This is a genomic window from Pseudomonas sp. GW821-FHT02H06 (genome assembly GCF_059421525.1).
Map to the genome: position 1 here is coordinate 47632 of NZ_JBWKVD010000021.1, position 13896 is coordinate 61527.

At 58.2% G+C, this 13896-nt stretch carries 10 protein-coding genes; 9 read left to right on the plus strand and 1 reads right to left on the minus strand.

Features of this window, described 5'->3' with window-relative positions; translation table 11 throughout:
* Nucleotides 1-3 precede the first annotated feature (3 nt).
* Nucleotides 4-4356, minus strand: a complete 4353-nt coding sequence (locus tag AC07VF_RS24235; RefSeq protein ID WP_495009817.1) for a fibronectin type III domain-containing protein — start codon at nucleotides 4354-4356, stop codon at nucleotides 4-6.
* Nucleotides 4357-4571: 215 nt separating this feature from the next.
* On the opposite strand from AC07VF_RS24235, the gene AC07VF_RS24240 reads away from it, so the two are divergent.
* The 9 genes from AC07VF_RS24240 (at nucleotide 4572) to AC07VF_RS24280 (ending at nucleotide 13886) form a co-directional block, all read left to right on the plus strand.
* Nucleotides 4572-5012: an NUDIX hydrolase gene (locus AC07VF_RS24240; protein ID WP_192174838.1), complete on the plus strand. Its 441-nt coding sequence runs from the start codon at nucleotides 4572-4574 to the stop codon at nucleotides 5010-5012.
* Between the two features lie 128 nt (nucleotides 5013-5140).
* A complete protein-coding gene (mnmA, locus tag AC07VF_RS24245; protein WP_495009818.1) occupies nucleotides 5141-6271 on the plus strand; it encodes a tRNA 2-thiouridine(34) synthase MnmA in 1131 nt (376 codons plus the stop codon).
* Nucleotides 6271-6891 (plus strand): high frequency lysogenization protein HflD, encoded by a 621-nt coding sequence (gene hflD / locus AC07VF_RS24250; protein ID WP_495009819.1) that lies wholly within the window; start codon nucleotides 6271-6273, stop codon nucleotides 6889-6891. Before mnmA ends, hflD begins: the two co-directional genes overlap by 1 nt.
* A gap of 133 nt (nucleotides 6892-7024) precedes the next feature.
* A complete protein-coding gene (gene purB, locus AC07VF_RS24255) occupies nucleotides 7025-8395 on the plus strand; it encodes an adenylosuccinate lyase (RefSeq protein ID WP_369307330.1) in 1371 nt (456 codons plus the stop codon).
* A gap of 84 nt (nucleotides 8396-8479) precedes the next feature.
* Nucleotides 8480-9646 carry a ribosomal protein uL16 3-hydroxylase gene (locus AC07VF_RS24260; protein WP_495009820.1) on the plus strand — a complete coding sequence of 389 codons (1167 nt, stop codon included), beginning with the start codon at nucleotides 8480-8482 and terminating at the stop codon, nucleotides 9644-9646.
* On the plus strand, nucleotides 9639-10064 hold the full coding sequence (locus AC07VF_RS24265) for a GNAT family N-acetyltransferase (RefSeq protein WP_282370064.1): 426 nt from the start codon (nucleotides 9639-9641) through the stop codon (nucleotides 10062-10064). The genes AC07VF_RS24260 and AC07VF_RS24265 overlap by 8 nt, the downstream gene beginning before the upstream one ends.
* Before the next feature lie 163 nt (nucleotides 10065-10227).
* A complete protein-coding gene (locus AC07VF_RS24270) occupies nucleotides 10228-11016 on the plus strand; it encodes a secretin N-terminal domain-containing protein (RefSeq protein WP_346631387.1) in 789 nt (262 codons plus the stop codon).
* 640 nt (nucleotides 11017-11656) lie between these two features.
* A complete protein-coding gene (aceA, locus tag AC07VF_RS24275) occupies nucleotides 11657-12982 on the plus strand; it encodes an isocitrate lyase (RefSeq protein WP_122625266.1) in 1326 nt (441 codons plus the stop codon).
* Nucleotides 12983-13472: 490 nt separating this feature from the next.
* Entirely contained in the window at nucleotides 13473-13886 is a 414-nt protein-coding gene (locus AC07VF_RS24280; protein WP_037008823.1) for an NADH-quinone oxidoreductase subunit A, read from the plus strand.
* Nucleotides 13887-13896: the final 10 nt, after the last annotated feature.

Consider the following 13896-nt stretch of genomic DNA (forward strand, 5'->3'; position numbering starts at 1 on the left):
TTGCTATGGCCGGGAAGGTTTCTCGTTGACCGTATGCCTGGTGTTCGTGTAATCGCTGGGCTCACAGCGGTCAAAGGTGGGCGTGGCTGGATCCGTTTTCTTGCAGAAAATACTTAACGATTTGGCGCCTTCGCTGTTGATGGCCTCTAGCTTCACGGCGACCGAAGGGGGGTCAAGCGCCTCATTGACCAATGTGGGGAATCGAACGTCAGGTTGCTCGGTCTCAACCCCTGCGTCTGTCTGGATTGAATACAGGGTGGTTGACGGATCACCCCTGTCCCAATCGAAGATGACCCCACCACCTGGCATTAACGTGCCTTTTAAGTCTATCGGCATCGAGGGGCGGCCGTGATACATCACGAGCTCCTTAGGGGCTGAATAGTTACCCGCCGCATCATAGGCCCTAAGACCAAAGGTATGGTTTTCGCCAGTGCTGAGGCCCAGATCGGCGGTCTTGACGGGTCTTTCGCTGGCGGTTTGTACTACGCTTCCATCCACCGATAGTTCGTAGCCGGCCACGTCGGTGTCGTCGGTTGCGTCCTCCCACTTCAACAGTGGCGTGTCTGTTTCAGCACCATTCGCGCCGTAGGCATAGAAGAACGGCGCAAGCACTGGCGCAACCCGATCAACAAGCAGCAGGGCGCGGGCAGATTGATTGCCGGCGGCATCGAATGCTTCGAGATGAAAGGTGTAGGTCGTTGCGGGGGTCAGGCCCGATGCAGTGAACGTCGTCAGATCAGTTTCACCGATCGCCTCAGGCAGATCATCTCGGTAAATGTGGTAGCCCGTTACGCCGACATCATCGGTGGAGGCGGTCCACTGGATAAGCAACGTGGTGCCTGTGTCCTCGCTGTATCGGGCCCCGGACGGCGCTGACGGTGGTTCGCGATCCACCAAAAGCATCGTGGGCTGCGATTGATTAAGGTTGGCGTCGTAGGCGCTCACACTGTAACGATAAGTCGTCAGGGGTTTAAGCGTGGTGTCGTGGTAGTCGGGGGTTTCGGTATCGAAGGTCGCGCCATCGTCCCGCACAATGCGATACCCGACCACACCCACATTGTCGTGTGAGGGAAGCCATGAAAGTTTCAGCGACGTCGGTGTCACATCGCTGTATTCAATGTCACGGGGCGTAGACGGCGCTTCACGATCAACGAATACAGAAGTAACAGCTGACTGGTTATCAGCGGCGTCCCTTGCCTGGACAGCGAAGGTGTAGTTCACACCGGTCTCCAACCCCTCGACAGTGAATGTCGTGCCCGCCGTCTCGGCCAACAGACTGCCATCCCTGTAAACCGCGTACCCCTTCATTTTCGTCTCGTCAGACGACGCGGCCCAGCTCAATTTCAACGAGTGGCTTTGCAGGTCACTGAAACTCAAGCCTGAAGGTGACTGAGGTGGGGTCCTGTCGATAAACAGGGATACGGGCGCCGAATAAGTGTCATTAAACTTGTGAGCACGAAGGGACAGCATGAAGTTGAGCGGTGTGACAGCTTGGTCGATCGCTATCGACGTTTCGGGCGTTACCCCTTGCACCTGCCCATCGTAGGAAATCTCATATGCCAGGCTGCTTGCGGAGCCCGCGATCTCATCCCAGCTTATTTCAAACAGCCCGTCCTGGTGGTTGACGACCTTCAGCCCTGTCGGCGTGGCGGGCGGTGTGGCATCGAACGCCGGAACCGCCACGGATGAGGGCGCAGAACGATTGCCATCGAAATCGACCGCTACGACGGACACCTCACTGATGCCTTGCGTATTGAATTCATAGAAGTTGGTGTGGGTACTCCCCAACACTCGGCCATCACCCGATATCTCGAACTCGGCGATGCCATCCTGGTTTACGGAATCGTCCCAGTAGATTACAGACGTTCCAGGGGTCACTTGCTGTATAACCGGCTTTGTGGGCAACACCTCGTCAAAGCTGCGGGCACAATACATTCTCATGCCGTTCAGGGCAGTGTCGTCACCCTCCCCCTGATAACCCTCGAGCCGCGTTATAAATCCCGCGGCGTACAGATCCGCAGGACAGATAAAATCGCTGCTCCAGACTCCCCAGTCTTCAGGCATTGCTCCGCCGATCCGAGTAGCGTCCTGGCAAATACCGATGAGGTCGGTTGCGACCACCTCGTCGCTGTGATCTCTGGGCCATAGCGTCCTCATGGCAAAACCCTTGAGCGGCCCGTTCGAAGGGGTGCACTTATACGTCGCGCTCCAGTCCCCCCAGCTTCCTCCCGCACTCTCGATCGGGTTTGACTGAGCGTCTTCTGAACAAAACATTCTGACTGAGTTGAGCCCGGTGTTATCTCCGCTACCCTGGTTCTTTTCGATTTTCAAACTGAACCCCCAGGCAAACCGGCCGACCGGGCACTGAGCTTTAGTCCCCCAACTACCAAAAGAGCCATCGGCCTCCGCACTTGTTGGCACGACGTCCTGGCCCGTAAAGCTGTCCAGTGACACCTTCATATAAGAGACCTTGCCCGCCAGTTGCTGATCGCCCCCATATCGAACAGCCAATACCGATCCGTCAGCACTTTCCGTGCTCGCACCGAATCTGTCCAGATTGGCAATGCTGAAGGGAGCGGTCATGTCTTTGCGTACAAATAATCTGACGCAACCCTGCGAACAGGTTTCGGACGCATCTTTAGTACCAAAGAGCGTGATAGTGCTGCCAGCTAAAGCCCCCGTCAGCACAAAGGACTGGGCATCATCGTTTGAACATCCATAAGCATCACCATTTCCGCCCAACTCAAATGAAATGGCCGCATCCACCGGAACAGAGCAAACGTCATTGTCGCTGTCGTCAGCCAATTTTATTTTAGGCATGATGCTGCCTGTCTCGGGCTCGATAATGATGTGTGAGACCTTGCCATCAAGTCCGTTCTGAGGGTGATAGATCACCTCTACATCTGCGTTTGTGTAAGAGCGCTCATAACTGCCCACCACGACTCGCTCGCTGAGCCCGATGTCACGCAACACGTTGATGACGGTGTAGTCGTCCGACTTGCTCGCATTAGGTTGATCGAAAACTTTTATACTGGTGCCTTCCTTGACACCTCTAAGTGCAAGGGATCGAGTTTCGTCGTTCTCGCACCCTGCAGCTTTTAAGCGAATATCCCACTCGACACTGGTGGGCAAGACGCAGACGACATCTGAATCATCAGCGCTGGCGGGACCCACCTGACGCTTTGAATCTGGATAGGCCTCGGAAACACCGTTGTTGTTCTCATAGAAGTAGACGCCGCCCTCGGTCAATGCACCGGCATAGGCGACCGCATCACCCACTTGAGAGTAATCCAGTGCGATGAAGTTAGGTATCAGCCGCTTGCCATTTGCGACCGCGCAGACACGGTCAATCCGGTTTTCCAGCCACGTTAGATTATTGTCGATCTGGCCAGCATGGGCGGGGGAGGAAAACAACGTGTGGAACTGATTCAGGGTAAAAAGCCTGGGCCACGATGTAAATCCGACTTCGGAGACGTATGGAGTTGTCAGGGGAATGTCTGACCAGCGCGTAACGCACTCCCAGTAATCAGCGGTTGGAGACCCCAGATCATAGGTATTCTCCACCTTGAAATTTGAACCCTTCGCCAGGTAGATAGGCTTGGCCGGCGTTGAATACTCACCATTGAGGTTCTCAACGAAAAAGATGATCCTTTTGTGACTGTCGATTATTTGCTGCAACGTTGGCCAATGATCATCGCGAATGTAGTCTCTAACATCAAATACGTAGTCCGACAAACCAGGCACGCTGGCAAAGGCCTCTTCGATAAATCGGCGTTCGACTCGATCTTGCAGCAATATAGTAACGACAGCGGATTTATTCTCTTCCTTATCAAGAAACCGCATGACTTTTTGCAGTTCGTCCTTGAATGGTTTTCTTGTTTTGGATGCAGGAGCGCACGGACTCTCCTCATAACCGCCCAAGGTTTCATGACACAAATAGGCCTCGGTCCAGTAGTCGGGATAGGCCCCCAGCCTGAAGGGGTGAACGTCCCACATCAATCCGCGAACACCTCGCTCCAACTGTTCGTCCAGGTCATTCAGATAACCGTTATGAGCCGTTACCCAGACATATTCATTATAGGGCTTGGAAAAATCCCGAATGTATGGCGCGCTGTTGCCCACTCCGGCGTGGTCGGGTTCAGGTTTCTGAAGACTGCGGTCTTTGGCTTGTAATATTACCTCCGGCGACACTGCTGCACCGCCCCGCTGCTCGCCTCCCACTTCAAGCGGCCCCGCCCACCCTCTTTGCATTAATCCAATTAGGAGTATTACCCCAAAAACGATAGGTCGCCATTCAATAACGTCTACATACCGGCAAGCGCACGACCGGCCTTTATCACCATCCATAGTGTTCATGTACTTCTCCATTTATAACGGGCGACGATATCCGGCACTCAATGAATGCGGACTTGCGCACTGATACAACAACCTTATCTTTCAGTTAAGCACTATTTTTCCCTGGCAAGAAAAGCAAATGCTGGATAAGACCAACGGTAGCCAAGAGGACGGGTTTGAGGCAGGTCACTGTAGCGGCTATGCTCCGAACCTTATTTGTATTCTCCGAGCTATCCATGACCTGGCACCCCCACATCACCGTCGCAACCGTCATCGAAGACGATGGCCGTTTCCTGTTCGTCGAAGAGTTGAAAAACGGCAAGCTCGTACTCAATCAGCCTGCCGGTCACTTGGAGCCTGATGAAACGTTGCGCGAAGCGGCCATCCGCGAAACGCTGGAAGAAACCGGCTGGGACGTCGAACTGACGGGCGTCGTCGGCATTTACCTGTACACAGCGCCATCGAATGGCGTGACCTACCAGCGCGTGTGCTTTTCGGCCAAAGCAACGCGGCACCACCCCGAACGTGCGCTGGACACCGGCATCGTCGGCGCGCCCTGGTTCAGCCGCGACGAACTCGCCCGTCAACCGGAGCGCTGGCGCAGCAAGCTGGTATTGCGCTGCATCGACGACTACCTGGCAGGCCCGATTCACATTCTGGACGTTGTACGCGACTGACTGGCCCTTTCCCGGCTGAAGCCGGTCCTACTCATCCCATGCGTCTGTGCAACTGAATAGCTTTTAGCCTTGGCGCCGACTCCCTGCTAGAATCGCGCCCTTTCCTGCTGCTACCCAATCGAATTCCTATGTCTGATTCAGCCTTTTCCGATACAGAAAAGAAGCGCGTCATTGTCGGCATGTCCGGCGGCGTGGATTCTTCGGTCTCCGCCCTTCTGCTCATGGAGCAGGGGTACCAGGTGGAAGGCCTGTTCATGAAGAACTGGGAAGAAGACGACGGAACGGAATACTGCACCGCCATGGACGACCTCGCGGACGCCCAGGCCGTGTGCGACAAGATCGGTATCAAACTGCACACCGTGAATTTCGCGGCCGAGTACTGGGATCACGTCTTCGAGCATTTCCTCGAAGAATACAAAGCCGGGCGCACGCCGAACCCGGACATCCTGTGCAACCGCGAGATCAAGTTCAAAGCCTTTCTCGACTACGCCTTCATGCTCGGCGCCGATCTGATTGCCACCGGGCACTACGTGCGCCGCCGCGACATCGACGGCCGCACCGAACTGCTCAAGGGCCTGGACCCGAACAAGGACCAGAGCTACTTCCTGCATGCCGTTGGCGGTGAGCAGATCGCCAAGACCCTGTTCCCGGTCGGTGAACTGGAGAAGCCCGAGGTGCGTGCCATCGCCGAGAAATACCAGCTGGCGACCGCGAAGAAGAAGGACTCGACCGGCATTTGCTTCATCGGCGAGCGTCGTTTCACCGACTTCCTCAAGCAATACCTGCCTGCGCAGCCCGGCGAAATCAAGACCACCGAGGGCGAGCTCATTGGTCGGCATGCCGGCCTGATGTACCACACCATCGGCCAGCGCCAGGGCCTGGGCATCGGCGGACTGAAGGACGCCGGCGATGAGCCGTGGTACGTGCTGGCCAAGGACCTGGAGCACAACGAGCTGATCGTCGGCCAGGGCAACGAACACCCGTGGCTGTTCTCCCGCGCCCTGCTCGCGTCGGAGATCTACTGGGTCAATCCGATCGACCTCAGCAGCCCGCGCCAGCTGACCGCCAAAGTGCGTTACCGCCAGAGCGACCAAACCTGCACCCTGGAACGTACCGAGACCGGCTATCGCGCCACCTTCGACGAACCGCAACGCGCCGTGACGCCGGGCCAGTCCGTGGTGTTTTACGACGGCGAGGTCTGCCTCGGCGGCGGCGTTATCGAAATCGCCGAGCCGTGGCACACCAGGGATGCACGTTGATGACCCCGATTCAGGAACAACTTGTCGCCCTGGCCGGAGTCTTTCAGGCCGCTGTGCTGGTCGATCGCATCGCCAAGACCGGCCAGGCCGGTGAAGCGGCTGTTGGCTGCCTGATGGGCACGCTGCTGGTCATGGACCCGAAAGACACGCTGGACGTGTTCGGTGGCGGCGACCTGAATCTGCACGAGGGCTATCGCGCCCTCGCCAGCGCTCTGGAACGGGATCCGGCCACGCTGCAACGGGAACCCCTGCGTTATGCCCTGGCGATGCTGGGCCTGGAACGTCAACTGTCCAAGCGTGAGGACATGCTCGACACCATCGGCAAGCGCCTGCCGCAGATCAAATCCCAGGTCGAGCATTTCGGTATCGCGCACGAAAACGTCATTGCTGCCAGCGGCGCGCTGTATCAGGACACCCTGAGCACCTTGCGTCAACGGATTCAGGTCCACGGCGACATGCGCAATCTGCAGCAACCCAACAACGCCTCGAAAATCCGCGCGCTGTTACTGGCCGGGATTCGTTGCGCGCGACTTTGGCGACAAGTGGGCGGCCACCGCTGGCAACTGGTCATCAGCCGCCGCAAGTTATTGAAAGAACTGTATCCATTGCTTCACCGCTGAGTGGCCAACCCCATTCAGCCCGCTCCGAACCTGACATCGCGCGATGTCATAACGGTCAGCCAGCCTCGGCTGACCGGAATTTTCATGTATGATACGCGCCCCTTTTCGTCGCCTGACAGTCCGAGAACACCCCATGCAGCTTTCTTCGCTCACTGCGGTTTCCCCTGTAGATGGCCGCTACGCCGGCAAAACCCAGGCCCTGCGCCCGATTTTCAGCGAGTACGGCCTGATCCGTTTCCGCGCCCTGGTGGAAGTACGCTGGCTGCAACGCCTGGCGGCTCACCCGCAAATCCCTGAAGTGCCGGCATTCTCCGCCGAAGCCAACGCCATCCTCGATGCCCTGGCCAACGATTTCGCTCTCGAGCACGCCGAGCGTGTCAAAGAGATCGAGCGCACCACCAACCACGACGTCAAGGCCATCGAGTACCTGCTCAAGGAGCAGGCGGCCAAGTTGCCGGAGCTGGCCAAGGTCAGCGAGTTCATCCATTTCGCCTGCACCAGCGAAGACATCAACAACCTGTCCCACGCGCTGATGCTGCGCGAAGGCCGCGACACCGTGCTGCTGCCGTTGATGCGGGAAATCGCCGAGTCGATCCGCGAGCTGGCGATCCGCTTCGCCGCCGTGCCGATGCTCTCGCGCACCCACGGTCAGCCAGCCTCGCCGACCACCCTGGGCAAGGAACTGGCCAACGTCGTTTACCGCCTGGAACGCCAGATCGCTCAAGTCGCTGCCGTGCCGCTGCTGGGCAAGATCAACGGCGCCGTCGGCAACTACAACGCGCACCTGTCGGCCTACCCGGACATCGACTGGGAAGCCAACGCCCGCGCCTTCATCGAAGACGAGCTGGGTCTGGGCTTCAACCCCTACACCACGCAGATCGAGCCGCACGATTACATCGCCGAGCTGTTCGACGCGATCGCCCGTTACAACACGATCCTGATCGACTTCGACCGCGACATCTGGGGCTACATCTCCCTGGGCTATTTCAAGCAGCGCACCATCGCCGGCGAAATCGGCTCGTCGACCATGCCGCACAAGGTCAACCCGATCGACTTCGAAAACTCCGAAGGCAACCTCGGCATCGCCAACGCGCTGTTCCAGCATTTGGCCAGCAAATTGCCAATCTCCCGTTGGCAGCGTGACCTGACGGACTCCACTGTGCTGCGTAACCTCGGCGTGGGCTTCGCTCACAGCGTGATTGCCTACGAAGCCAGCCTGAAAGGCATCGGCAAGCTGGAGCTCAACGAGCAGAAGATCGCCGCCGATCTGGACGCTTGCTGGGAAGTCCTGGCCGAGCCGATCCAGACGGTCATGCGTCGCTACGACATCGAGAACCCGTACGAGAAGCTCAAGGAATTGACGCGCGGCAAGGGCATCGGCCCTGAAGCACTGTTGACCTTCATCGACGGTCTGGACATGCCTGCCGAAGCCAAGGCAGAGCTGAAAAAGCTCACGCCGGCGAACTACATCGGCAACGCCGTGGCGCAAGCCAAGCGCATCTGACCGCACTGCACACGCTCTGAACGCCCGGCTGAGCCGGGCGTTTTTATTCCCGTCGTAAAAACTCGTTTTTTCAATAGGTTACACATGAATCCTGACATCCCTCTTCAGCTCCTAGGTGGCATCACAGCGCGCGAGTTCCTGCGTGACTACTGGCAGAAGAAACCCTTGCTGATCCGTCAGGCCATTCCGGATTTCCAGAGCCCGATCGACGCCGACGAACTGGCCGGCCTGGCGCTGGAAGAAGAAGTTGAATCGCGCCTGGTCATCGAGAAAGGCGAGCGCCCGTGGGAGCTGCGTCGCGGCCCGTTCGCCGAAGACGAATTCAGCAAACTGCCGGAGCGTGAGTGGACCTTGCTGGTCCAGGCCGTGGATCAGTTCGTGCCTGAAGTCAGCGAACTGCTGGAAAACTTCCGCTTCCTGCCAAGCTGGCGCATCGATGACGTGATGATCAGCTACGCCGCACCGGGCGGCAGTGTCGGTCCGCACTTCGACAACTACGACGTGTTCCTGCTGCAGGGCCACGGCAAGCGTCACTGGCAGATCGGCCAGATGTGCGACGCCGAGAGCAAACTGCTCGAGCACGCCGACCTGCGCATCCTCGCCGACTTCCAGGGTACCGACGAGTGGACGCTGGAACCAGGCGACATGCTCTACCTGCCGCCACGTCTGGCCCACTGCGGCGTCGCGGTGGATGAGTGCCTGACGTATTCGGTGGGCTTCCGCGCGCCAAGCGCCGCTGAAGTGCTGACCCACTTCACGGACTTCCTCAGCCAGTTCATGTCTGAAGAAGAACGCTACACCGATGCCGACGCGCAACCGGTCAGCGATCCGCACCAGATTCAGCGTGATGCCCTTGATCGCCTGAAGGTCTTGCTGGCCGAGCACATGGGTGACGAGCGCCTGCTGCTGACCTGGTTCGGCCAGTTCATGACCGAGCCGCGTTATCCCGAGCTGGTGGTCGGCCCGGAACTGGCCGAGAGCGAGCTGCTCGACAGTCTGGAACAGGGCGCCGTGCTGATCCGCAACCCGAGCGCGCGACTGGCGTGGTCGGAAGTCGACGACGACCTGCTGTTGTTCGCCAGCGGTCAGAGCCGTCTGTTGCCGGGCCATCTGCGCGAACTGTTGAAAATGATCTGTGCAGCCGATGCGCTGCATATCGACAATCTGGGCCAATGGCTGGCAGATGACGATGGACGTAACCTGCTCTGTGAGCTGGTCAAACAAGGAAGTCTGGGGTTTGCTGATGAATAAGATCCACGTACGGGTAGCCGACTGGCAGAAAGACAACGCCGACATTCGGCGCATTCGCGACGCTGTATTCGTGTCCGAGCAGTCGGTGCCGCCCGAACTGGAATGGGACTCGGAAGATGCAGACGCTCTGCATTTTCTGGCGCTGGAAGGCGATTACGCCGTGGGCACCGCGCGCCTGTTGCCGGACGGTGAGTTTGGCCGGTTGTCCGTGCTCAAAGACTGGCGTGGCCTGAACGTGGGTGAAGCGTTGATCACCGCGATCCTCGCCGAAGCAGAGCGCCGCGGCCTGAAACAGCAGCGGCTCAGCGCTCAGGTTCATGCCACGGCACTCTACGAGCGCTTCGGTTTTAGCGTGGTCAGCGACGAGTTCCTCGAAGCCGGCCTGCCCCACGTGGACATGGTGCGCGACTCGCACTGATTGCCCATTGCTGCACCCGGCGCCCCGGCTTTCGCGCCTCAGCTGTCTATGCTGAAACGCGAGCACCGGGGCGTTTTGCTGCCTGCGATTCAACTTGGTGCTGCGCGGGCCGACAAACTGGCAAACTCGTCGTTCAGACGCGCCCCTCGCGGAGACCACATCGATGTCATTACGCACCCTCCTCGCTTCACTGTTGTTGGCTTGCAGCTTCACGGCTGCGGCCGCCACTGAAGTCATCCCCCTGAATTACCGCACCAGCGACGATCTGCTGCCCACCGTAAAGTCGTTTCTGGGCAACGAAGGCAGCGTCAATGCCTATGGCAACAAGCTGATCGTCAACGCCGAACCGGACAAGATCAGCGAACTGCGCGACCTGCTCGGTCAACTCGATACCGCGCCCAAGCGACTTATGATCAGCGTCGACACCAGTGACAGCACGGTCCAGAGCGACCAGGGTTACTCGGTCAATGGCACCGTGCGCTCCCAGGACGGACGCATCAGCGCCGACGGCCGCACGCGCATCCAGAATTACGGCACCGCCAGTCGCGACGGTGGCGTGCAACAGGTTCAGGCCAACGAAGGGACGCCGGCGCTGATTCAGATGGGCCAGAGCGTACCGATCACCACGGTGCAGTCCGATGGCTATGGCTACCCGCAGACCAACACGCAATACCGCAACGTGACCCAGGGCTTCTACGTCACCGCGACGGTCACCGGTGACATCGTCCACCTGAGCATCAGCACCAACAACGACCGCATGAGCCAGCAACAGGCCGACGCCATCAAGGTGCAGAGCACCGACACGCAAGTCAGTGGTCGGCTGGGTGAGTGGATCACGCTGGCCGGCGCCAGCGATCAGTCCCGCGCCGACGAGCATGGCGTCGTCCGACGCTATTCGACACAGGGCAGCAATGACATGCAGCTGCGGGTGAAGGTCGATAGCCTGGATTGAGGGGAACCGCTCGTTATCGCAATGCTAAGCCCAAGGGTGATTTAGCCACTGCACAAAATTGTGGGAGTGAGCTTGCTCACGAAGAGGCCGGTGCAGCCAATGGCTCTCTGGTGGCTGACACAAGGCTTTCGCGAGCAAGCTCGCTCCCACATGGACCGTGGCCATCCGTGCTATTCCGGTTAGATACCGCCAATTGTGTAGTGCCCAATCCGGCACTACATCCTGCCTCCATACCGTGACCGCCCAGTACCCGCGTTGACTTCCCCTTCTCAGCACTCACACGCCTGAAACTGACCGACAAGTCGTATTAGACGAAGAATGTAGTGCTCTCAAAAAAGCACTACAAAGTGTTTGACGAGGCAAAATCGGCGAGGCATGATGGCCTCGCTCCCGCTGATCGGAGGTCGTGCAGAACGCCTCCTGATCGCGCTCGAACTCAGCATGTTCGTGCCGATTAGCGTCATTTCCGCCCAAAAGGCAGCTTCATCGCCTCATCATCCTGATGGCGAAAAAATCTGACTGAGAATCCATGCTTTCCGATTCAGCGAGCAGCCATCAGTGCGCCTTGAAGAAACCCGGCGCCGGCGAAGCAAGGAGCTTCACCTCAAGACCCACAACACCAAGCAACGAGGTTTACCCCATGGCACTGACACGCGAACAACAAATTGCAGCCATCGAGAAAGACTGGGCCGAGAATCCACGCTGGAAAGGCGTAACCCGCACCTACTCCGCTGCTGACGTCGTCCGCCTGCGTGGCTCGGTTCAGCCTGAACACACGTTTGCAAAGCTGGGCGCTGACAAGCTGTGGAACCTGGTGACCCAGGGCGCCAAGCCGTCCTTCCGACCCGACAAGGATTTCGTCAACTGCATGGGCGCCCTCACCGGCGGTCAGGCCGTGCAACAAGTCAAAGCCGGCATCCAGGCGATTTACCTGTCTGGCTGGCAAGTCGCGGCGGACAACAACTCCGCCGAATCGATGTACCCCGATCAGTCGCTGTACCCGGTGGACTCGGTGCCAACCGTGGTCAAGCGCATCAATAACTCGTTCCGCCGTGCTGACCAGATCCAATGGAAAGCCGGCAAGAACCCGGGCGACGAAGGCTATATCGATTACTTCGCGCCGATCGTGGCCGACGCCGAAGCCGGTTTCGGCGGCGTGCTTAACGCCTACGAACTGATGAAGAGCATGATCGAGGCAGGCGCTGCCGGCGTGCACTTCGAAGACCAACTGGCGTCCGTGAAAAAATGCGGTCACATGGGCGGCAAGGTGCTGGTTCCCACCCAGGAAGCCGTACAGAAACTGGTGGCTGCCCGCCTGGCGGCTGACGTTGCCGGCGTGCCGACCATAATTCTGGCGCGTACCGATGCCAACGCCGCAGACCTGCTGACCTCGGACTGCGACCCGTATGACCAGCCGTTCGTGACCGGCACCCGCACGCCGGAAGGCTTCTACAAAGTACGCGCCGGCCTCGACCAGGCGATTGCCCGCGGCCTGGCGTACGCGCCGTATGCCGATCTGATCTGGTGTGAAACCGCCAAGCCGGATCTGGACGAGGCCCGTCGCTTCGCCGAAGCGATCAAAAAGGAATACCCGGATCAGCTGCTGTCCTACAACTGCTCGCCTTCCTTCAACTGGAAGAAGAATCTGGACGACGCGACCATCGCCAAATTCCAGCGCGAGCTGTCGGCAATGGGCTACAAGCATCAGTTCATCACGCTGGCAGGCATCCACAACATGTGGCACAGCATGTTCAACCTGGCGCACGACTACGCCCGCAACGACATGACCGCCTACGTGAAACTGCAAGAACAGGAGTTTGCCGACGCCGCCAAGGGCTACACCTTCGTGGCGCACCAGCAGGAAGTGGGCACCGGCTACTTCGATGACATGACCACGGTCATTCAGGGCGGCAAGTCTTCAGTGACCGCACTGACGGGTTCGACGGAAGAAGAACAGTTCCATTAAGCCACTACGCAATAGGAATTCAGAGGCCGCCTACGGGCGGCTTTCTGATGACAGTGAGGGATTTAACCTACGTTGCCAGTCAACTATTAACGATAGACAACTCAAATCAGCGCCTAAAAGTTAATTAACCACACACTCAATAACCTTCGTCCTCTCCCGGCTAATTAAACGGGAACTTCGTCACGTTCCAGTGACACACATCAAATAGAGCCGCCAAATGATATTTATTATCATTTAAGTCAGGCCGAACTGTCGCCGCGCCGTAAGAAACATATTTCTCCAAACCCTCTTCGATGCCCGTCCCCGCTGGGGCTGAGCATGAAAACCGTGATCTATCTCATTAATCCTGCGAATAAATTTGATGCAGAAAATTTACTTGCCCTCCTTTTGCACATAAAATCCCGGAATTGATCGCACTGCGACATATCGTCACTGCTTCTACTTCTTTTCCAAGCCCAGAGACCTTTGCTCTCTGTTAAGGACTGCCAGCATGCCCGACTCGACAGGATTGATTGCCCACAATTGGGGCTTCGCCGTGTTTCTCCTTGGTGTCGTCGGCCTCTGCGCCTTCATGCTCGGCCTTTCCAGCCTGCTGGGTTCCAAAGCCTGGGGCCGCAGCAAAAACGAACCGTTCGAATCCGGCATGCTGCCCACCGGCGGCGCCCGTCTGCGGCTTTCGGCAAAATTCTATCTGGTCGCGATGCTCTTCGTGATTTTCGACATTGAAGCCCTCTTTCTGTACGCCTGGTCTGTGTCCGTCCGCGAAAGCGGCTGGACCGGCTTCGCCGAAGCGCTCGTTTTCATAGCAATTCTGTTGGCAGGTCTTGTCTACCTATGGCGGGTAGGGGCGCTCGATTGGGCTCCCGTTGGTCGTCGTAACCGGCAGGCGAAGCTAAAACAATGAGGCTTTGGCA